Annotated in this window: 22 protein-coding genes and 1 pseudogene; 7 read left to right on the top strand and 16 right to left on the bottom strand. The window is 69.5% G+C overall.

Going from position 1 to position 20,318, the window contains the following annotated elements:
- Window positions 1–62 precede the first annotated feature (62 nt).
- Window positions 63–1,439: an aspartate aminotransferase family protein gene (locus DFP74_RS16295; RefSeq protein ID WP_121182457.1), complete on the top strand. Its 1,377-nt coding sequence runs from the start codon at window positions 63–65 to the stop codon at window positions 1,437–1,439.
- Window positions 1,440–1,552: 113 nt separating this feature from the next.
- Here DFP74_RS16295 and DFP74_RS16290 read toward each other — a convergent pair whose 3' ends face one another.
- Genes DFP74_RS16290 through DFP74_RS16280 form a run of 3 tightly spaced genes read right to left on the bottom strand, consistent with a single transcriptional unit; the run spans window position 1,553 to window position 2,732 of the window.
- Window positions 1,553–1,909 (bottom strand): hypothetical protein, encoded by a 357-nt coding sequence (locus tag DFP74_RS16290; RefSeq protein ID WP_147453879.1) that lies wholly within the window; start codon window positions 1,907–1,909, stop codon window positions 1,553–1,555.
- On the bottom strand, window positions 1,906–2,184 hold the full coding sequence (locus DFP74_RS16285) for a hypothetical protein (RefSeq protein ID WP_233571002.1): 279 nt from the start codon (window positions 2,182–2,184) through the stop codon (window positions 1,906–1,908). The genes DFP74_RS16290 and DFP74_RS16285 overlap by 4 nt, the downstream gene beginning before the upstream one ends.
- Window positions 2,184–2,732, bottom strand: coding sequence for a hypothetical protein (locus DFP74_RS16280; protein ID WP_121182455.1), 549 nt, complete (start codon window positions 2,730–2,732; stop codon window positions 2,184–2,186). The genes DFP74_RS16285 and DFP74_RS16280 overlap by 1 nt, the downstream gene beginning before the upstream one ends.
- 183 nt (window positions 2,733–2,915) lie before the next feature.
- Here DFP74_RS16280 and DFP74_RS16275 point away from each other — a divergent pair, with 183 nt between their 5' ends.
- From DFP74_RS16275 to DFP74_RS16265, 3 genes are all read left to right on the top strand, one after another.
- Window positions 2,916–3,773: a helix-turn-helix transcriptional regulator gene (locus DFP74_RS16275; RefSeq protein WP_121182454.1), complete on the top strand. Its 858-nt coding sequence runs from the start codon at window positions 2,916–2,918 to the stop codon at window positions 3,771–3,773.
- 11 nt (window positions 3,774–3,784) lie between these two features.
- A complete protein-coding gene (locus tag DFP74_RS16270) occupies window positions 3,785–3,982 on the top strand; it encodes a DUF397 domain-containing protein (RefSeq protein ID WP_121182453.1) in 198 nt (65 codons plus the stop codon).
- Between the two features lie 181 nt (window positions 3,983–4,163).
- Complete coding sequence (locus tag DFP74_RS16265; RefSeq protein ID WP_121188302.1) at window positions 4,164–4,349, top strand: DUF397 domain-containing protein; 186 nt, start codon at window positions 4,164–4,166, stop codon at window positions 4,347–4,349.
- An 80-nt stretch (window positions 4,350–4,429) separates the two neighbouring features.
- On the opposite strand, the gene DFP74_RS16260 is transcribed toward DFP74_RS16265, so the two are convergent.
- Window positions 4,430–4,813 (bottom strand): SdpI family protein, encoded by a 384-nt coding sequence (locus DFP74_RS16260; RefSeq protein WP_121182452.1) that lies wholly within the window; start codon window positions 4,811–4,813, stop codon window positions 4,430–4,432.
- Window positions 4,814–4,980: 167 nt separating this feature from the next.
- On the opposite strand from DFP74_RS16260, the gene DFP74_RS16255 reads away from it, so the two are divergent.
- Window positions 4,981–5,253 carry a DUF397 domain-containing protein gene (locus tag DFP74_RS16255; protein ID WP_370013386.1) on the top strand — a complete coding sequence of 91 codons (273 nt, stop codon included), beginning with the start codon at window positions 4,981–4,983 and terminating at the stop codon, window positions 5,251–5,253.
- A gap of 90 nt (window positions 5,254–5,343) precedes the next feature.
- Here the strand turns inward: DFP74_RS16255 and DFP74_RS33905 are convergent, their stop codons facing one another.
- The 6 genes and pseudogenes from DFP74_RS33905 to DFP74_RS16235 all read right to left on the bottom strand — a co-directional run bounded on the left by DFP74_RS33905 (window position 5,344) and on the right by DFP74_RS16235 (window position 7,986).
- The gene (locus tag DFP74_RS33905; RefSeq protein WP_199725672.1) at window positions 5,344–5,601 is read right to left on the bottom strand and encodes a hypothetical protein; all 258 of its coding nucleotides are present in this window, start codon (window positions 5,599–5,601) and stop codon (window positions 5,344–5,346) included.
- Between the two features lie 6 nt (window positions 5,602–5,607).
- A complete protein-coding gene (locus DFP74_RS33900; RefSeq protein WP_199725671.1) occupies window positions 5,608–5,958 on the bottom strand; it encodes a hypothetical protein in 351 nt (116 codons plus the stop codon).
- Entirely contained in the window at window positions 5,955–6,824 is an 870-nt protein-coding gene (locus DFP74_RS16245) for an ImmA/IrrE family metallo-endopeptidase (protein WP_121182450.1), read from the bottom strand. The genes DFP74_RS33900 and DFP74_RS16245 overlap by 4 nt, the downstream gene beginning before the upstream one ends.
- Window positions 6,825–6,841: 17 nt before the next feature.
- Window positions 6,842–7,030, bottom strand: a complete 189-nt coding sequence (locus DFP74_RS34375; RefSeq protein ID WP_233571429.1) for a hypothetical protein — start codon at window positions 7,028–7,030, stop codon at window positions 6,842–6,844.
- Window positions 7,031–7,174 (bottom strand): annotated as a pseudogene (locus tag DFP74_RS34370) (helix-turn-helix domain-containing protein); the annotation flags it as partial.
- 236 nt (window positions 7,175–7,410) lie between these two features.
- A complete protein-coding gene (locus DFP74_RS16235) occupies window positions 7,411–7,986 on the bottom strand; it encodes an ABATE domain-containing protein (protein ID WP_121182449.1) in 576 nt (191 codons plus the stop codon).
- 103 nt (window positions 7,987–8,089) lie between these two features.
- On the opposite strand from DFP74_RS16235, the gene DFP74_RS16230 reads away from it, so the two are divergent.
- A complete protein-coding gene (locus DFP74_RS16230; RefSeq protein WP_121182448.1) occupies window positions 8,090–9,262 on the top strand; it encodes an epoxide hydrolase family protein in 1,173 nt (390 codons plus the stop codon).
- A gap of 24 nt (window positions 9,263–9,286) precedes the next feature.
- On the opposite strand, the gene DFP74_RS16225 is transcribed toward DFP74_RS16230, so the two are convergent.
- Complete coding sequence (locus tag DFP74_RS16225; RefSeq protein WP_121182447.1) at window positions 9,287–10,507, bottom strand: MFS transporter; 1,221 nt, start codon at window positions 10,505–10,507, stop codon at window positions 9,287–9,289.
- A gap of 267 nt (window positions 10,508–10,774) precedes the next feature.
- Between DFP74_RS16225 and DFP74_RS16220 the strand changes: the two genes are divergently transcribed.
- Entirely contained in the window at window positions 10,775–11,359 is a 585-nt protein-coding gene (locus DFP74_RS16220) for a YdeI family protein (RefSeq protein ID WP_121182446.1), read from the top strand.
- A 266-nt stretch (window positions 11,360–11,625) separates the two neighbouring features.
- Here DFP74_RS16220 and DFP74_RS16215 read toward each other — a convergent pair whose 3' ends face one another.
- The 5 genes from DFP74_RS16215 to DFP74_RS16195 all read right to left on the bottom strand — a co-directional run bounded on the left by DFP74_RS16215 (window position 11,626) and on the right by DFP74_RS16195 (window position 20,186).
- Window positions 11,626–12,090 carry a DUF6069 family protein gene (locus DFP74_RS16215; RefSeq protein WP_121182445.1) on the bottom strand — a complete coding sequence of 155 codons (465 nt, stop codon included), beginning with the start codon at window positions 12,088–12,090 and terminating at the stop codon, window positions 11,626–11,628.
- A 271-nt stretch (window positions 12,091–12,361) separates the two neighbouring features.
- On the bottom strand, window positions 12,362–12,994 hold the full coding sequence (locus tag DFP74_RS16210) for a hypothetical protein (RefSeq protein WP_121182444.1): 633 nt from the start codon (window positions 12,992–12,994) through the stop codon (window positions 12,362–12,364).
- Window positions 12,994–16,194, bottom strand: coding sequence for a hypothetical protein (locus tag DFP74_RS16205; protein ID WP_121182443.1), 3,201 nt, complete (start codon window positions 16,192–16,194; stop codon window positions 12,994–12,996). The genes DFP74_RS16210 and DFP74_RS16205 overlap by 1 nt, the downstream gene beginning before the upstream one ends.
- A complete protein-coding gene (locus DFP74_RS16200; protein ID WP_121182442.1) occupies window positions 16,191–17,066 on the bottom strand; it encodes a hypothetical protein in 876 nt (291 codons plus the stop codon). The genes DFP74_RS16205 and DFP74_RS16200 overlap by 4 nt, the downstream gene beginning before the upstream one ends.
- A complete protein-coding gene (locus tag DFP74_RS16195) occupies window positions 17,067–20,186 on the bottom strand; it encodes a tape measure protein (protein ID WP_147453878.1) in 3,120 nt (1,039 codons plus the stop codon).
- Between the last annotated feature and the right edge of the window lie 132 nt (window positions 20,187–20,318).

Raw genomic sequence — 20,318 nt, 5'->3', positions numbered from 1 at the left:
CGGGTCCCCCGGGTCGACCCGACCGAGGTCCCCGCCCCACTCAGCGATCTTGGGAGCACCAAGTGGCAGCGCACCTGAGCCCGGCAGAAGTACAGCGGGCCGCCAAGGACCATCTGTGGATGCACTTCACGGAGATGGCCGGCTACGACGACGCCGATGTCCCCGTCATCACCCGTGGTGAGGGCGTCCACGTCTACGACTCCGAGGGCAAGAAGTACCTGGACGGCCTCGCGGGCCTGTTCGTCTCGCAGGTCGGGCACGGCCGTGAGGAGATCGCGGACGCGATCGCCGCGCAGGCCAAGGAACTGGCCTACTTCCCCATCTGGACCTACGCCCACCCCAAGGCGGCGGAGCTGGCCGCGCGGCTGGCGGGCCTGGCGCCCGGCGACCTCAACCGCGTCTTCTTCACCACCAGCGGTTCCGAGGCCGTGGAGTCGGCCTGGAAGCTCGCGCGCCAGTACTTCAAGGCGATCGGCGAGCCCACCCGGCACAAGGTGATCAGCCGCAAGATCGCCTACCACGGCAGCAGCCTCGGCGCTCTCTCGATCACCGGCCTCCAGGCGATCAAGACCCCGTTCGAGCCGCTGGTGCCGAGCACCATCCAGGTGCCGAACACCGACTTCTACCGCGCGCCGGTCCACGGCGACGACGCGGAGGCGTTCGGCCGCTGGGCCGCGGACCAGATCGAGGACGCGATCCTGCAGAACGACCCGGACACCATCGCCGCGGTGTTCGTGGAGCCGGTGCAGAACTCCGGCGGCTGCTTCCCGCCGCCGCCCGGGTACCTGCAGCGGGTGCGGGAGATCTGTGACCGCTACGGCGTGCTCATGGTCTCGGACGAGGTCATCTGCGCCTTCGGGCGCCTGGGTGAGTACTTCGGCGCCACCAAGTACGGCTACCTGCCGGACATGATCACCTTCGCCAAGGGCGCCACCAGCGGTTACGTGCCGCTGGGCGGCGTGATCGCCCGCGAGAAGATCATGGAGCCGTTCAAGGAGCCGGGCAACACGTTCCTGCACGGGGTCACCTTCGCCGGGCACCCGGTCGCCGCCGCGGCGGCGCTGGCCAACCTCGACCTGTTCGAGAGCGAGGGCATCCTCGACAACGTCCGCGAGAACGGCCCCGTCTTCCGGGCCACCCTGGAGAAGCTGCTGGACCTGCCGATCGTCGGCGACGTCCGCGGTGACGGGTTCTTCTACGGCATCGAGCTGGTGAAGGACAAGGAGACCAAGGAGGTCTTCACCGCCGAGGAGTCGACCAGACTGCTCAAGGGCTTCCTGTCGCAGGCCCTGTTCGACGCCGGCCTGGTCTGCCGCGCCGACGACCGCGGCGAGCCCGTGGTGCAGCTGTCGCCGCCGCTGACCTGCGGTCCGGAGCACTTCGACGAGATCGAGCGCATCCTGCGCAAGGTCCTCACCGAGGCCTGGGACCGGCTCTAGGACCCCCAGTCCCCCGGCCCCCGGCCCCCACCCCCCGGTGCCCCCGCCGTCCCTCGGCGGGGGCACCGTCGTGTCCTGAGGATCATGGGCTCCGGCGTGGCCGGTTCCGGGGCTCACGTCGGTGCCGTCACCGGCGCGGGTCTGGAGCCGTCCAGCAGGGCGGCGGCCTCGGCCAGAGCCGTCGAGAGCTCGGCGTGCCCGCACCGCTCGGCCAGAGTGGAGAGCAGGCGGGCCATCGACGGTTCGAGGGAGGTTCGTGTGTAGCCGCCACGGCGGGCCCACACGGTCACCTCCACCAGGCCCAGACCCTGTTTTCCCGCCCAGCTATCGGACCGAGTCAGCCACACGCTCACCCCCTCCTCGCCCCGATCGCGGACCAGGCGCAGGTGGCGCATGCGTTCGGTGTCGATGCCGTGGTCGGTCTCGCACCAGCGCGGGCACGGGTCTTCCGGCAGCCCGTCTTCGGTCATGGCCTGCACCCCTTGCGGTTGAGGTGGTTGCCCCACTCGCCCAAGTCGCCGTGCGAGAGCCGCTCCAGCGGCGACTCCCACGCCCACACCACCCGGCTCGGGCCTTCCCTCCTGCCCCTCGCGACCCGGGTCACGACACCGCAGCGCGCACCGTAGACGGGTTCGTCGCGCAGCGACCGGCCCAGGTACTCGACCGCGACGTGCTTCTTGCGCGCCCAGGCCTTCAACGCGGCCAGGGAGGGCAGCTCGCGGATATCGCAGATCGTCCGCTTCATCAGGCCACCGCCCCGAGCCCCGATCCGCCCAACGCCGAGCCCCCGTCCGGCCCGGAGGCGACCATCGAGATCCACGACCGGACCGCCAACGCCAGCGGAGCCAGATCCCCGCCCGGATGGGAGACATAGGCGCGCACACGGGAAGCACGCCGCCGGCGGCGGGGCTTCACGTGTTCGGCTTCGCATGTGGCGTGCTTGGCGTGCTTGGGCCGGTGCGGTGCGGGCCGCTCCACCCAGTCGCACGAGCAGGAACGGAAGGCCGCCGTACGCAGCGGACCACGGTTGCGGATCTGGTGCCGGTAGTGCTCGGACAGGGAGACGACCGGAGCCAAGGGCCGCCGCTCCCAGAGGTCGACCACCGTGCCCCCGTCCGTGGTGTCGGTGGGGTCGGTGGGGTCGGGGAAGGACACCACGACCGACTCCGGGGCTTCAGGGGCCCGCTCCGGGATCGCCAGGGGGTCGGCGGGTTCGGGGGCTCGGGTCAGGTGGAAGGACCGCGCGGCCGTAGCGCGCACGGCCTCCAGGTCCACAGAACGCAGGTAGCGCACAGTGCGCCTCCTCAACGTAGATGCCGCTGGATGAGGGCGGCTCGACCGAATACGCCTCCATGATGAACTTAGGAATCTAAAGTTTGCAAGTGGATCACCGGAATCCGATCCCAGGATTCCGAAAGATGCCCTATTGAGAAGTTCGCCATACGATCAGGACGACCACCCTCCAGGAGAGGCACGATGACCAGGAGATTCAGCCCGAGCGTGCGACGCCGACGTCTGTCTGCCGTGCTCCGACAGCTCAGGCACCAGCGAGGGAAGACGCTCGAAGAAGTCACCGCCAGTCTTGAGTGGTCGCGCGGCCGTCTCGCTCACATGGAGGGGAACAAGTGGGTCCGGCCAGACCTGGGCAACATCCGCCAACTGCTCGACTTCTATGAAGTCACCGACACCCAACGACGCGAGGCGATCCTCGATCTGGCTCGGGAATCGCGCGTCCGGGGATGGTGGACCAAGTTCAAGGACGTGTTCGGATCAGATTCGCTGGTCGGGTTCGAGTCCGAGGCTTCGGTCATCTCGACTTACCAACCGATCGTTATCCCGGGCCTCCTCCAGACCCCCGGATACGCCGAAGCCTCGGCCCGTGCCACCCTGACCCGTCCCGCCAAGGAAGTTGAGCGTCGAGTCGAAGCCCGGATGGCCAGGCAAGAAATCCTCACCGGTGATCAGCCTCCGACCGTGTGGGCCGTCATCGACGAGTCCGCGCTCCTCCGGCTTCCCTCCGCCGACCGTGTCGCCGATGGGCAGCTCCGTCACCTCATCGAACTGGCGGAGGACCCCGACAACGGGATCACCATCCAGGTATTGCCGTTCTCCGCAGGTTTGCACCCCGGGATCTCCGGGCCCTTCGTCATTCTCGACTTCCCTGATGAGCTGGACTCACCGCTCGTCTATCTGGAGTCGAGAACAGAGGGCTTGTTCCTCGAAGAAGAGCCCGAGATCGCGGAGTACCGCCTGGTCTTTGACCATCTCCAAGTCACGGCGAAGTCCCAGGCAGAGTCCATCCAGCTCATGAAGAAGCTGCACGCCGACCTCTAGGAAGTCCGATCATGCATTCGCCCACCGACACCCTGACCTTCCACAAGAGCAGCTACAGCAGCACTGATCGAGACTGTGTTGAGGTCGCTAGCGTGACTGGTGGGGCAGCGGTTCGGGATACCCAGAACTCGGAACTGGGTCACCTCACGTTCGCTGGTGCGGGCGAGTGGCGAGCGTTCCTCGCCGTCGCTCGCCGCGACAGCCTGTAGCAACAGAACACGAAGGCCCCACCGCTGGTGGGGCCTTCTCTGCGTTCACCCGCTCCCAGACCGCGAGCGCCAGCCATAGGCACGTTCTCAGGTCTTCTCGGCCAGAAGCGGTCACTGTGCCACGCTGATCAAGCGCAGTGGGTAGCCCTGAAACGAAACAATGTCTACGGGAGAGGCTGCGATGGAGTCCCACACGTCCATGGTCTTCCGAAAGTCGTCGTACAGCCAGGTTTCGAACTGCGTCGAGGTCGCCGACGCCCCCGGCATGTCGGCCGTGCGCGACACGAAGAACCGCGAAACGGGCATGCTGGCGTTCTCCTCAGAAGAGTGGCGGGCACTGGTCCTGACCGTCCGCCAGGAGGCGTAGCCGAACATACGGATGCCGCACCCAGTCGGGCGTGCCCGAGTGAAGGAGTTCCATGGATCGCGTGTCCGCCGGCCCGATGCTCAGTGTCGACCGTTGGCTTCGCGAGCCCCGGCTGACCTGCGCACATCACGCACACCCAGCACCGCGCCGAACACCAGGGCCACGGTCATGACAGCCAGGACGGCGAACATGGGCGCGACCACGCTGCCCGGCGCGCTGGCGACCGCCGCCCAGACCACGAAGGCCGCCCCGGCGACCGACATGAGCAGACAGGCCCCGAAGAAATAGGGCTGTGCCCTCCTGTGGGCGGTCAGCCACGACTCCCTCGACGCGAGCGTCGTCGGAATGCGTATGCCCGGGCTTCGGCTGATGTTGACGTCATCGCGCACGGAATAGAACGAGGTCCAGCCGAGAAACGCGCTCAGCAGACCGAAGCAGATCCCCACCGTGAACCAGTCGGCCACAGCCCCACCACCATCATCATTCGACTACCCAGTCTCGTGCATCCGATCACTGTCCGACACTCTCACGGTATCCATCGGAGCCCTTCTGGAACCTTCTGCTATACCTGCCGATGTCGATGACCGAATCGCTTTCCTGGGGCCAGTGGCACAGGAGGAGCGCACCACTCATGGTGATACCGGAAGTCACCAGCACCAGGGGCGGCGGCGATTCCTGCATGGAAGCACTTTCTACTGGAGAGGCTGCGATGAAGCGCCACACACCCTTGTTCTTCCGAAAGTCGTCGCACAGCAGCACTGACCGAGACTGTCTCGAGGTCGCCGTCCTGCTCGCTGGCGCCGCCGTACGCGACACGCAGAACAGGGGGCTCGGGCACCTCACGTTCGTCGGTGCGGGCGAATGGCAAGCCTTCCTCGCCGCTGCCCGCCGCGACAACCTGTAGCAGAGCAACAGCACGAAGGCCCCACCAGCGGTGAGGCCTTTTCTGCGTTAACCCGATATCAGTCCGCCAACGCCAGGATGCGCGGGAGGGTCAGCACCAGAAGTCGGGCGACAGCAGGCTGGTCGACTCGATCGGCGGCAGCCCGTCATCCACTTCGCGCAACCGCCGGTAGAGGTGACGCATATTCGCCTTGTCTGGGATGTATTTCTTCCGAGCCGCGAGTTCCAGGACGGTCAGCGTGTTGACCAGGGAGATCGACCCCACCTGGCGTCCGCTGTGCCGGAGCCGTTCGAGGCGGTTGATCTCCGAGGTGGCGGTTCGCGCGCCTTCCCCGTCGTCGATGAGCACGGTCACTTATCGGCCGGCCTCGGCGGCCACGACCGCGTGAGCGATGACCATGACCTCGCCCAGGTCCTTGGGACGCCTCACACGCTCGGCCATGGGCTGATGGGTGATGCGTTGGACGGCGGCCGCGAGTTCTGGGGTCTGGTCGTCGGACAGGATCTGCATCCAGTTGGGGGCGAGCTTGCGCCAGATACCTGCTGCGGCGCGGAAACGCTCGTCCTGTCGAGCTTTGTTGAAGACCTCGCTCTGCACGGTCTCCGGAGCGCTGAGCCTGCCCAGAACGCGGATGAGGAGGCGCTCCTGGTTGATCGAGAGGAAGTTCAGTCCGGGGCCGGCGTCGATGATCGGCCGGTGGCTCATCCGCTGTCGCTCACTGTCAGATCGGGGGGCTCAGAGTCGTGATCGGGCTCGGCGAGGGCCTCGTCCAAAACCGCGAGGTCCACATCCGCATCCGGTAGCTCGGTGGAGTCGGCCCATGTGACCTCTCGTTCGCGCGCAAACACGCCCGCATCCCGCAGTTCGGCTTCGGCTTCCTGCCGGGTGATGCCGCGAAGCGTGGCGATGGCCTGCACGGACAGCACGCCTTCGGCGTAGGCGCTGATCGCTCTCGCGAGTAGCCGCTGCGGTGCCCTGCGACGAGCGGATTCGTCCTGAAGGGCGCGGTACTGGTCGCTCCAGCCGAACCGCGTGGCCAACCGCGGCGCGGTGAGTGAGAGCCACTCCTGCTTGGTGGCGTCATCGATGTACCCTGCCTGGCACAGCGCGATCACGGCGATCTTGGGTGAGACCAGGAACCGCTGGACGACTTCCGAAAGCTCGAACTGGGTCAGCGGTCTCCGCTCCCCGAGGAACTCACGCAGACCCTCGATCGGGATGAGCAGGTGTCGAGCAAACGTGTCGGCTCGGATCTCTTCGGGGGAACGGTGGCTCCAGGCGCCCGCCGAACGGTCCTTCACGTCCGTGAACAGGACATGGCCGAGTTCATGGGCGAGCGTGCTGCGTTGCCGCATCGGGTTGCGGGTACACGCGACACCGATGAACACGGCGCCGCGTTGGGGATCCCGCATCATCAGGCCGTGCTGATCCTGGCCCGCCTCGAGCACGGCCACGTCGATGCCGACGGCCTGCTCGATGATCGCCACGAGGTCGCCCAAGGGCTGCACGCCCAGGCTTTGCTCCTCGCGGAACCGTTCGGCGGCGGCACGGCCTTCGGATTCAGCACTCACGTTTCGTCGGCCCGGTTTCAGATCGTGGCGGGGATGGCCTGGTCGTCCAGGTAGGCGTCCAGTTCCAGGAAGTCCAACAGCGTCTGGTGCATGTCGGCCATGTCGGAGTCGTTGGTGGCCCGGGCTGCGCACTGCACGCGCTCGGACACCGCCCCGGTGCCGGTGAGCTGAGCGGCCGTATGCCCGGTCTCCCACGCGATAGCCATGATTTCGGGCATCTTCGCTGCCCGATCTCCGGAGATGACCCGAGACAGGGTGGACTGCGAGATGCCCGTGGCGTCAGCGAGGGCACGCTGACTCAGAGCCGCTGCCTCCCGGGCGCGCTCGATCCGCGCTCCGATATCCGCCATTGCCATCCGCACCACCCCACCAGTCTGAATCATTTAGCTTGAACTTGATTCAAGTATAGACGTACGACTCGTGTGACACCACGGTTGGAGCGGCCGACATCATCTTCTTGAGGACGTGAGGGTCGAAGCTCTGGACGGACCACCCGACACGGCCGTCCACACGAAACCCCGAGGTGCCTGGTGCACTGACCTCTTCGGATGGACGTTCCCATGTGGCCGTCATTCCGGTGTGACGATCACTCCACCGGCCCGCCGACTGTGCGCCGCTTGGCGTGGAAGCGCGCCTTCTTCTGACGGTTCCCGCACGTGTTCATGTCGCACCACTTGCGGGTGCGACTTCGACTGGTGTCGAAGAACGCCGCCTGGCAGGTCGGCGACGCGCACAGGGCCAGCCTTCCATCACGCTCGCCCGCGATGATGCCGATCGCGTCGGCGGCGATCACGCTGAGGGCGTCCTCCACGCGGGAATCCGAGCCGAGCCGCCATCGCCGCTCACCCTCGGGCGTCAGCACCGCCCAGGCCCGTCCCTGAGCGCTGCGGTCATTGATGACCTGAACGGCGGACGCGGGCAGAGCCTCCTGGAGCGCAGCCGCCGTCGCGGCGGCGTGGATCGACTCCCTCAGCTCCCGAGCGAGGTCGAGCTGCGCCTCGGTACACGAGTCCACGGCGAGGCCGTGCACCGCCAGCCAGTCCACCAGCCGCCGCGGCGTGGGAACGCGCTCCAGGGCGTCGCCGCGGCGCTCCGTCAGCGTCGCCGTGAAGCTGGTCGCCAGCTCGGTGCCGAGCCGGAAGTCAGGGAACTCTGCGCGCATGGAACCACCATAGCCGGTTGCGCACCGGCGCGAAGTCCTGTTAGAACCGTCTTAGACGGTTCACAATGAAGGCGAACCGGCTTCACGCCGGCCTGGAGGTCCCATGTCCCGCCCCACCAGCGACGTTCGAGCATTCGAAGCCCACGCGACCGACGCCGACCTCGACGATCTGCACGCACGTCTGGCCGCCGCGCGACTGCCGGAGCCGGAGACCGTCCAGGGCGCCGCGCCCGGCCCTGACCGCTGGGCCCAGGGCGTTCCGCTCGCCGACCTCGTCGAGCTCGCCGACTACTGGCGCACCGGATACGACTGGCGCTCGTTCGAGAAGCGCCTTGACCGCATCGGCCAGTTCCGCACGACCATCGACGGCCTGGGGATCCACTTCCTGCACCGCGTATCCACGCGCGAGGACGCCACCCCCCTGGTCATGACGCACGGCTGGCCGGGCAGCGTCGCCGAGTTCGTCGATGTCGTCGACGAACTGGCCGATCCACAGGACCCGGCCGCGCCGGCGTTCCACGTCGTGACCCCGTCGCTACCGGGCTTCGGCTACAGCGACAAACCGACCGCCACCGGATGGGGCATCGAGAAGACCGCGACCGCCTGGGTGCAGCTGATGGGCAGGCTCGGCTACGACAGGTTCCTCGCCCACGGCGGCGACTGGGGCAGCAACGTCACCACGGTGCTCGGCGGCAGGTTCCCGGCGCACGTCCAAGGCATCCACACGACCGTGGGGCACGCGCCGCCCGGGTTGAGCACGGACGGACTGACGGCGGTCGAGCGCGCGTGGGCCGAGGAGACCCGTCACTTCTGGCGGCAGCGCGCGGCGTACGCGAAGCAGCAGGCGACCCGGCCGCAGACCATCGGCTACGCGCTCGTCGACTCACCGGTCGGCCTTCTCGCCTGGATCCTGGACAAGTTCGCCGAGTGGTCGGACACCGAGGACGGCCCGTTCGAGACGATCTCCCGAGACCGCGTTCTCGACAACGTCACCCTGTACTGGCTGACGCGCACCGGAGCGTCGGCCGCCCGCATCTACTACGAGAGCCACGACTCGCTCGATCCCGAACTGCGCGTCGACGTCCCGTCGGCCATCACCGTCTACCCCCGCGACATCGAGAAGTACCCGCGCCCCTGGTCGCGGGAACGGTACCGCCGCATCGTCCGGTGGAACGCGCCCGAAGCCGGGGGGCACTTCCCGTCGCTGGAGGTCCCCGGCCCCTTCGTCACGGACCTGCGCGAGGGCCTCGCGGCCGTGCTGGCCGCCCAACGGTGACCACGGCTCGGCGGGCCCGGGGTCTCACCCGCCGGGCCCGCCCCGATCGCCCCGAGCACCTCGCTCCTCGACGGCGGTGCGCAGCCGGGTGGCCCCTGCCGCGAGAAAGGCCGGCACGAGCGCCGCGCACACGACCAGGATCGCCCGCTGGATGCCGAACAGGTCCCCGAGCAGCCCCAGCAGCGGCGGTCCCCCCAGGAAGGCCGCGTACCCCAGCGAACTGATGACGGAGACCCGCACGGCCGCTCGTGCGGGATCGTCCGCCGCCGCCGCGATGCCGACCGGGAACCCCATCGCGGCCCCCGCGCCCCACAGCAGCGCCCCCACGATGGCCCAGGCGACCGTGTCACCGCCCACCACGACGAGGACGCCGCACAGTGCCAGCCCGGCCGAGACCCGCAGGACGCCGACGCGGCCGAACCGGGCGACGAAGGCGCCTCCCGCGAGACGCCCCGCCGTCATCGCCGCCACGAAGGCGGCGAAGGCCAGCGCCCCCGTCTGCTCGGCGGCGCCGTAGCCGTCGACCAGGACGTAGGCGATCCATTCGTTGGCCGTGCCTTCGGCGAAGGCGAACCCCAGAACGCACAGGCCGATCAGCAGGGTGCGCGGTTCACGCCAGGAGGCCGACAGCAATCGTGCGGGCGCACGCGCGGCCTCGCCCGCCTCAGGGGCGTCCGTGCCGTGCGCCACGCGCCTGAGCAGGAGGGCGATCAGCCCCAGCAGGACCGCCATGCCCAGGTTCTGGCTCGACAGGGCCACCGACGCCCCGGCCAGGAAGGCACCGAGGAGAGCCCCGACGACGGTCCCCAGGCTGAGCGCGGCGTGCAGTCGCGGCAACAGCGTCTCGCTGCCGATGAGGCGGGCCACCCGGGAGCCGACGACGTTCATGCTGACTTCCCACAGCCCCATTCCCAAACCGATGAGGAAGAGGGCGAGCGCCGCGACGGGCAGCAAGGCGCTGCCCAGGCCGACGGCGAGCAGCAGCAGTCCGGTCGCCGCGAGACCGATGCCGACGGTGATGCCCCGGGTCCCCCCGAGACGTTGGACCAGCACGCCAGCGACGGGGAGCCCGGACACGGCTCCGGCGGACAGCCACAACAGCAGCAGGCCCAATCCCGACGTGGACAGGCTCAGCTCCGCGCCCACGGCGGGCACGCGGCTCACGAGCGCCGCGTACATCACGCCGTTCGCCGTGAAGGCTCCGTAGACGGCCGCCTGGTCGGTGCTCACGGTCCTGCTGGGCATCGCGGTCTCTCCTGCCTCGGTGCGGTGGGGGCGAGTGAACCCCCGGTCCGTCGAGGGTCGTCCGACCTCGGGCAGGGACACCACGACGACCGTAACCACGCGCGGGCAGGCTGTCACCGGCATGGCCGGATGAGGACGTGGACGCGTGGAAGCCGAACCGCCGGGTACGGGGTGCCGCCGGAGGGCCCCGTCCGTGCGTGGCCCGGGCCCCGCCCGACGTGCTTCCGGGAGGGTTCACCGGGGCACGGTCGGGCTAACCTGACCCGCATGGAGGAGTTCAACGGTATGGAGGTCGTCCCGTTCCCGGACGCGGCGGCCTTTGAGGCCTGGCTGGCCGAGCACCACACCCGCCGCGAGGGCGTGTGGGTCAAGGTCGCGAAGAGGGCGTCAGGGATCAGGTCGGTCACGGATGACGAACTGGTCGACGTGGGGCTGTGCTGGGGCTGGATCTCCGGGCGGCGCCGGGGCTTGGACGACCTGTACTACCTCCAGCAGTACGGACCACGGCGACCGAGGAGTCTGTGGTCGCGGGTGAACGTCGAGAAGGTCACGGCGCTGGCGGCGGCGGGCCGGATGAGAGAGCCCGGCCTCGCCGAGGTCCGGCGGGCCCAGAAGGACGGCCGCTGGGACCGGGCGTACGCATCGCAAGCGACAGCGGTCGTCCCGGACGACCTTGCCGCGGCTCTTGCCGCGGATCCGGCGGCGCGTGCAGCGTTCGACGCGCTCGACCGAACCGCCCGCTACCTCGTGATGCTCCCGCTACTCCAAGCCGCGACGTCGGAGAATCGGCGGACGCGGCTGGAGCGGGCCGTGCGGGAGCTGGCGGAGGGGCGGCACGGGGGCGGAGGGTGACGGGCGGTCATCCGCGCTGATGATCGTTCTCGCCCGGGCCCGGCTCAGGGGACTCCCATGGAGGACGTCCATCCCCGGTCGGCGCCTGAAGGCGCGCAACACGTCCCAGTGGTCCATGGCCCCCCGGTTCTACCGCACACGTATCGCCTGGGCGTGGGTGAAGGCGAGGATCGGGCGGGCGCGGACACCACCGGGAACAGCGGACGGCCCCGGTCGACGGCTGTGCCGTCGGCCGGGGCCGTGGAGGGCGTGTGCCAGGCCGGGCCTCAGCCGGCCAGGGCCCGGCGGCGGACGGCTCCCAGGCCGAACCACACGGCCGGGGCCAGGGTGACGTGCATGAGGGCCAGGACCACGATGGTGCCCCCGTCGGTCTGCGCGAAGAACGGCATCACCGTGGAGGCGGCGGCCAGCACGGTCCCCACGACCTGCCCCAGGCGCAGGAAGCCCTTCCAGGCCAGGGACAGCACGACGGCCACAGCGGCGCCGACGGCGAACGGCACCGCGGACATGAACACCACTCCCCCGGCCTCCACGGCGACGATCGCGCCGCTCGGATCGGGGTGGGTCATCGAGGCGCCGAACAGGTGGCCCAGTCCCAGCAGGACCAGGTTCGCGACCGTGACGGCCGCGACGGCCACCGGGAGGGCCAGGTACCAGGGGCTTCCGGGACGACCGACGACGACGGGGACGGAGGTGTGCGTGGTCTTCGTGTGCGTGGTCTTCGCGGTCATGGGGGCTCCTCAGGAGTGCGGTGCTCTCGGTACAACACCGATCCTGTTTCCTCAACCAATATTGAGGTCAACCCCGAGTGTCGGACGTCACTCCGATCCCGCGCGCTCCCACAGAAGTGCTGCTGCCGGCACATCGCCTCGCTCGGGGTCGTCGCGATTCTCCAGGTGTGCGATGGCTTCCGTGTCTCACCAGGACAACAGCGTGTGGCCCCGCGTCCCGGAACAGACCGTTCCGGGACGCGGGGCGTTCAGCTCACTTCGTTCACTCGGCTCACGCCGCCGAGGGGGGAGGCTCCTCTCCCCCCTTCGGTGGAAAGACCGCGTCGGCGAGGGCCGAGGCGTGGTCCAGGGCCGTACTCACACGGAAGTCGGCCACTCGTCCGGTCTCCTCCCGTACCCTTCGGCAGATCTCCTCCGTCACAGCCGCGCTCAGGGGAAGCGACCGGGGCGGTTCCTGCTCCACGGCGGCGGCCGACAGCGTCTCGGGGGCGTCCAGTTCCGCGATGCGCGCCAGGGCCCGCTCCCGGGCCTCGGTGAGCGGCCTGCGGGTCTCCTCCGAGACGAGGTTGACCCCGAGCGCGGTCTGAGCGCCGTCGACCTGACGGCTGACGACCCCGTTGGCGGCGATGGCCGCGCGCGCCTCCGCCCGCACCACCCCTCCGTAGGCCTCGTGCAGGGATGCGTAGAGCTCGTCCCCCAGCTCCGGATTCCGCGCGAGCTTGACGATCACGTCGAGCGCCTCCTCCGGAGTCTCCAGACCGAAGAGCTCCATGCGGTCCGCCACGGCCCGCAGGGGGATCTCATGGACCCGCCCGCGTCCTTCGGCATCGACCGGGGTCGACAGGACGAACCGGGGTTCTCCCGGGTTCTCCTCATCGAACGACAACTCCGTGTACTCCCGCATCATGCTCCTCCCACGTCCTGGTTGACCCACACCGATACACACTGGATCCGGTGTCGCGCGGACCCCTCCGGCAGATAGCTGTGCACGAACGCGCTTCCCCGGTACTGGGCCACCGTGGTGGCGACGACCGGCCTTCCCCAGGAATTGGTCGCGTGCCCGGCAGGCATGAGCAGACGGCCGCCGTTCGCAGCCGCCGTTCCGTAGGTCAGTTCCCATTGGAGGGACGACCCCGTCGAGGCCGAACTGCGATACCAGGTGAACGTGTCGAGCCGGCCCTGCCCACTGGTGATCCGGCCCTGCAGGAACAGGTCCCACCACTTGAACTCCAGTCCGATTCCGGCGTAGGTACCGTGCTGGTACTTGAGCGCCGCCCCACCGGTCCCGTGCTCGATGACCAGGTCGGAGCGACCGGAGGAGTTCACCACCGCCTCCCTGCCGGAGACGACGAGCGCCCCGGAGGGGAAGCCGTCCGAGCTCTGCCCCAGGGAGAAGACGTTCGGCTGGGCCTGGCTGCTGTCGCCCGTGTGCAGCTCCATGCGGGGTCGCCCGCGCAGGTTGCCGTCGATCCACACCCGGTTGCCGGTGTGACCGGTCCTGAACCGGCCGACCGCCGTCACGTCCCCTGTGGTGCCGGCATGGAACGTCGTCCTCCCCGAGGCGTCGGTGAACCGGATGCCGCTGCCGGTCGCCTCCCAGCGCGCGCCGGAGCCCGGTGGCGAGGACCGCACGACCGCGCCGGTGATCACCTTGCCGTCGATGGCGTCGGCGGCGATGTGGCCGGCCTGCACCGCGTCGGCGCCGATGTGGCCGGCTTCGATCGAACCCGCCGCGATCTTGTCCGCGGTGATCGCGTTGGCCTCGATGTGCCCTGCCCTGATGATCTCCGGATAGATGTCGGTGTCGACCAGCGGAGTGGTCTGGGTCCACGCCTCCTCTCCGGGGTCGGACACGTTCCCGGACCGGTCCACCGTGGCCAGGCGGAAGAAGCGCGGCTCGTTGTAGGGCTGCCCGGGGACCACCAGGGTCGCGGGGCCGCCCTCCAGGACACCGATCCGGTGCCAGTCACCGCCTTCCGGACCGCGCACCGGGCCCAGCCGGACGTCACCGTCGCGCAGGGACAGGCCGATACCGGTGACCAGTCGCGCACCGTCGGGCGTGAGCGCGGTGTCCTGGACCTGTACGCCGTCGATCCACACCTGGTGCCGCCAGCGGCGCATCCGTACTCGGACCAGGTGCGCGCCGGAACCCACCTCCGGCGTGTAGTTGTAGGCGTAGCCGCCGGGGTTGTCGATGTCGTACCGGCTCCAGAGGCGGACCGTGCCCGCCGGCTCCGCCTCCGGGGCGTGGACCACGACGGTGTACTCCTGGTCCAGGACACCGACATCCCGGTAGACGGTCACGTAGACGGAGGGGTCGTCCCTGAGCAGCTGCCCGCCCTCCACACGGAGGTCGCCCTCGTCTCCGTAGGCCACCTGCCACGGTTCGGGAAGAGGCCCTTCCTGGTCCCATTCCTCCTCCCAGGTCTGGCCGTCGCGCATCTCCACCAGCGTGTGGAAGAAGTCGCGCGGCATCCGTTCTCCCCCGGCCCCGAGGCCGTCCCACCCGACGTTGATCACGCCGAGGCGGGTCGACAGTTCGGGAGCCGGCGGCACCGGCGGCGGCTCGACGTCCCCGGCCACCGTCACGGCGGTCTGCGCGCCGAACGGTCCGGCGAGCCCGTTGTGCCGGCCGGTGGCCCGCACCTTGAACGCGAGCTCCTCGTCCACCGGCAGGTCGGAGGTCCACACCACGGTGTCCGGGTGGTCGACGGAGGTGAGCCGCCGCCACGGCGCACCGGTCGTGTTGGGGCGCGCGTAGACCTGGTAGGAGCCCACGTCCATCGCGGTGCCGTCGGTCGCGGAGTCCACCGGGCTCCACGTCAGGGTCACCTGCCCCCGCGCGGCACCGTCGGCGTCGATGTAGGCGACGGTGTCGGCGATCAGGCCCTCGGGCGCGGCGGGACGGCGTCGGTCGTTGCCCTCCCGAGCCGGACGCCCGCCCGATCCGCCGTCGGCGACGCTGCCGCCCACGAGCGAGGCGGTCCGTCGACCGCGCCGGATCTCCGCTTCCAGGAAGCGGTCGTTGAGCACGGCGTTGCCGGTGAGGGCCCCGTTCTGGTCGCGGGACAGCGTGATCTGCCGGAGCCGCAGACTCCGCATCGTGCCGTCGGCGTCCGGCGCGAGGACGTGGTCGCCCGGACGGTAGTCCCGCCAGGGCAGCCAGCGCGCCTCGGTGAAGACCAGGCCGCGCGTGATCTGCACCCGTTCCCGGGCACCGCGCTCCAGAGCGGCCCCCGCCAGCAGGCGGGCGGTGCCCTCGTCGGTGACACCGCCCTGGGTGAGGTACTCCTCCCAGCGGCCCCACGGGGTGGCGGCGTCCGGATTGGACACCTCCAGTCGGAAGCCCTCGTCCCCCTCCAGGAGCAGGTGGGAGACGGCCTCCTCCAGGCTGCCGCTGTCCGGGGCCTCGGTGACGTCGCGGCCCAGCCTCAGGTCGACCGGCGACTCTCCGGAGGCACGATCCACCGCCATCGCCGAGTCCGGGTTGAACACGCGCAGGGTCCGGCCCTCGAACCGCCAGTCGCACACGCCCTGGTCGGTCAGTCCGTTGAGGACCGAGAGCAGGTCGGCGCCCAGGTCGTATTCAAGGGTGAGGAGGGTGCTCCAGCCCGCTCCCGCCGAGTCCACCGCGGTGTCGAAGTCGGTCTCCACACCGGGCACGGCACCGCGCGCGTGGCCCTCGTTGAGCCAGGTGCGCAGGATGGTGCCGACGGTGGAGGCGGAGAACCGGCGCTTGCCCTCGGTGTCCCCGCCTCCCTCGGACGGGTACAGCTTGAGCTTGCGGAGCTGCCAGCCGTATCCGGGGAGCTCATAGGAGCGCGAGCCGGTGCGGTCGGTCAGGTCGCCGGAGCGTTTGATCCGCAGGAACCGGGAGTCCGGGCGCTCGCGCCACTCCCCCGCCGCCGGGTCGTACATCTGTACCGCGACCTCGCACGGCGACGCCAGGAACTCCGCCCCGGGAGCGTGCGTGGTGTAGTCGATCCGCAGGGACGGCAGGTCGTCGTAGGGCTGGCCGAGTTCGATGCTCAGCGAGTGCGGCAGCGGGCCGAGCCGTCCGCCGTTGGGCGCGTAGGCGACCAGGCGGATGTCGAAGTCGCTCACAGGAAGGCCCTCCTCGTGGTGATCCGGACCCGGGCGTCGCTCCCGGCGGAGACCGCGTCGGCGCGGACACGGACCTCCCGCCGATGCGGGTCCCCGTCCGTCTGGACGGGTGTCAGTGGCAGCCACCGCGAGGCCGATCCGGGCCCGAAGGCGGTGATGAGACCGGTGACGTCCTCCCCGGTGGGCACGTCAGCACTGACACGGCGGGCACTCATGGCCGCGCAGTCGACCGCGAGCGTCTGCCCCGCCGTGAGCGTTCCCGCCCACCTGAAACCGGCCCCGGTCGCGACGTCGACGACCTCGGGGCTTTCGGCGGAGCCGTCGACGCGCACCTCGGCGTCGGTGACAGGGGCCGTCGACCCGGCGAGTCCACTGACGGCCGCCCCCTCCGGCGGTGCCCCGGAGACCAGTTCCGTCTCCCAGGAGACCGGCTCGGGGTCGCGCCAGTACACGCCGGGGACACGCAGGAGCACGGTGAGCAGGGCGGTGGCGCCCGCAACATCGACCTCCGGTTCCACGGACGAGACGACCTCCGCCTGCGCCGTGCGCACCGTGTCCGGGTCGACGTGGTAGCGCACGTCGAGCAGGCGGTGCCGGGTGCCGAACAGCCCGGTCAGCGCCTCCAGGTTGCGTTCGAGTTGGGGGAAGCCGCCGTGGCGTCCCTGGGCGTCCCGCGGGAGGACGCGCAGGTTGATCCCGAGGACGGTGGCCTCCAGGTCGAGCCCGGTGACGGGCAGGTCCCCGGAGCGTCCGGGGACCCGGACCTCGACGGTGCGCGCGGCGGGCAGGGGCCGCAGACGTGTCCCGGGGGCGAGGAGCCAACCCGGGGCGTCGAGGGCGACCCCGTCCACCGAATAGGTGGGGTGGTGCATCTAGATCACTCCGATCGAAGCGGCGTACTGCAGGGAGCGGTTGACCGTGGTGGAGGTCGGCTCGGCCTGTGGGTAGTTGTTGACGATCTGGATCGGGGGGCGCTCGCGCTCGGCCATGGCGGCGGAGTGGCGGCGGACCTCCAGTGAGGGCGGGACGACGCTGCGCGAGATCTGGTCGGTCACACCGCCGAGCTGTCCGCGCAAGTCGGGGACTCGGTCGTCGATGCCGCCCATGAGGCCGTCCATGATCAGGCGGCCGGCCGGGGTGAGCAGCCTGCGGTCCACCCGGCGCGGACCCTTCCAGTCCGGGATGAGGCCGGTGACCGAGGAGAACTTGTCCCGCAGGTTCCCGATCATGTTCGAGACGCCGTCGATCAGGCCCTGGATGATGTTCTTGCCCGCCTGCACCAGGAAGTCCTTGGCGTTGGAGAAGGCCTCCTTCACCTTGCCCGGGATGCCGGTGACCGTCTCCATCAGGCCGCTGATCTTGTCGCGCACGTTGTCGCGCATGGTCACGAACGCCTGCACGGCCCGGTCCTTCGCTCCGGTGAAGGCGCTCACGATCCTGTCGCGGATGGCGGTCACGATCCCCACCGCCTGGTCGCGCAGGCCGATGACGATCGCGACGATCCGGTCCCGGATCGCGGCGAAGATCTCCTGAGCTCTCTCCCTGACGGCGGTGAAGATCGCCACCACCCGTTCGTGGAAGCCCGTCACCAGGTCCACGACCCACTGCACGGCTGATCCGACCAGTTCGAGAATGGTGTTCCAGGCCGTCGAGATCAGTTCGGTGATCCAGGTCCAGGCCGTCTGGACGGCGGTGGTGATCGTCTCCCAGACCGCGGTCAGGAAGTCCGCGATCCCCTGGGCGACCGCGGTGATCTTCTCCAGCAGCCAGTCCCACACCTCGGTGGTGCGCTCCACCAGCCACGTCCACGCCTCACCGATGAACGCCTTGATCTCGTCCCAGTAGGTGAACAGGATCACGAACGGGTGGTGGGCGATGATCGCCTTGATCCACTCCCACGCAGTCTCGATCAGACCGACCAGACCGTCCCAGAACGCCTGCGCCTTCTCCTTGAGCACGTCCCACATGCCGGGCAGCGTCTCGGTGAAGAACGCCATCACGTCCTCGGCTGCCCCCTTGATGAAGGTGAACACCGCGTCCACGACCTCACGGAACGTCTCGCTGTTGTTGTAGGCGTAGATCAGACCCGCCACCAGCGCCGCCAACGCCACGACCACCAGGCCGATCGGGTTCATCGCCATCACCGCGTTCCACAGCGCGGTGGCGGCGGTGACGGCTTTGAAGGCCACGACTCCGACGGTGATCGCGGCGGCGAGCGCTCCGAAGGCCGTCCTGTTCTCCGAGACGAAGGCGAAGAACGACCGGATCTTGGGCCCCCAGCTCTCCAGTGCTTTCATCAGGGAGCCGAGCCCGTCCCGGACCGCTCCGAGCGCGCTCATGAACGCCTCGTCGATCCCGGAGTCCCGCACGAACGCGACGACCCGGTCCATGAACTCGGGCAGTTGTTCGAGCTTCTGGCCGATCCACTCGACCCCGGCCTCGATCTTGGGCTTGACCGGTTCGAGGACGGTCGCGAGGGCTCCGGTGACCACCCCCTTGAGGCGGTTCATCGTCCCTTCCCAGGTGCCTCTGGCGTCCGCCATCGATCCGCTGACGCCGTCCATGCCCGTGCCGACCTCGTCGACGATGGTGGCCATCACCTGTTCGGCGGTGATCTCTCCGTCGCGCATCGCCTGGGAGAGCTCTTCGATGGTGTCCTTCTCGAAAGCGTCTTTGAGCCGGTCCCTGATGGGGCCGGCGGCGTCCCCGAAACGGCTGAGCGACTCGGCGGTCAGCTCACCCGTGGACTGCATGTCGCGGAAGACGCCGATGACGTTGCCCAGTGAGTCCTGGGTGATCTTCCCTCCCGCCGCCGCGATGTCTCCCACGGCCGCCATCGTCGGCGCCAGCTGATCCGCCGCGACCCCCATGTTCACCAGCTGACGGGCGGCGTCGGCCCAGGCCACGCTGTCGAAGGAGGTGGAGCCGGCCACGCCCAGGACCGCGTCCAGGGTCTGTGTCGTCTCCCGGCCGTCCGTGGTCACGCCTCGCAGGGCGTCGCGAAGCCTGTCGACGGCGTCGAGCCTGCCCCAGGAGGCGGACAGGGCCTGGCCGAGATCGCCGATCCCGATCTGGGCGAGGGAGCTCTGCACCTGTGAGCCGAGTGTCTTCAAGGCGTTTCCGACGGAGGTCTTCACCGCCGACGCGGCCCGGCCCGCCGCCTCGCGCACCTTGCCGAAGGCCGTACCCATCGAGCTCCGCACCCGGCCGCCCAGGGTGGTGAACCGCTCCCCCGCCGCGGAGGCGAAGCGGCGCAGGGCTCCGTCGGCGGGCGCCACGCTGTCGACGACGGAGCTCATGGCCCGGCGGATCGGCTGCGTGATCGGCGCCAGTGTCTGCCCGACCGAGGAGGCGGTGGCGCTCAGCGTCTGCCCGATCCTCTGCCCCGCGCGTACGACCGGCTCGCCCAAGGCGTCGTAGAGCTGTACGCCTGTCGCCCTCGCCCGCTCCGCGAGGCCGTCCAGGCTGCCGCGGACCGAGGCGCCCATCCGTGCGACCCGGCTGTCCAGGGAGTCGGCCGCCTGCTCGCCGTCCCGGAACCCCGAGACGAAGTTCCTCAGCGCGCCCGTGGAGGCCGAGAACCCCGCGCTCACGATGTTCGCGGACACCGACACGACCTTGTCCGCGAACAGCCGTCCCGCCCGGCTTCCCAGCGCCCCGAACTCATCCGCCAGGTTCTGTCCCAGCCGGGCGCCGAGCGCGCCGAGCTCCGGGGCCGCCCGGGACAGCCCCTGCTCCAGGGCCCGCCCGGCCGCACGTCCGGCCACCTCGCCCATCTCGCGTCCGGCGCCCTCCCCGGATGATCCGAGGCTGGACTCGATCTGCTGCCGCATCCGGCCGCCGAACCGTTGGATATCCGATTCCAGTCCGCTCAGGCCGTCCACGGCCACCTGTCTCACGCCCTTGGCGATGGCGTTTCCCAGTTCTCGGCCGACCCCGACACCGGCCGACTTCAACTGCTTCTTCAGCTCCGTGGCAACCCTTTCACCCACTCCTTCCAGCTCGGGAACAAGACTCAGAGACACCGAAACACTTCCAGTCACAATTAATCCTTTCGAAAATCAGACAGGAGAAACTACGAACACCTGAAACGAATGTGGACAGGCGAGACGCCACACTGGTAC

Source organism: Nocardiopsis sp. Huas11, assembly GCF_003634495.1.
Lineage (GTDB): Bacteria > Actinomycetota > Actinomycetes > Streptosporangiales > Streptosporangiaceae > Nocardiopsis.
Note: the sequence above shows the minus strand (reverse complement) of the source record. Positions and strands in the feature narration are given on the sequence as shown.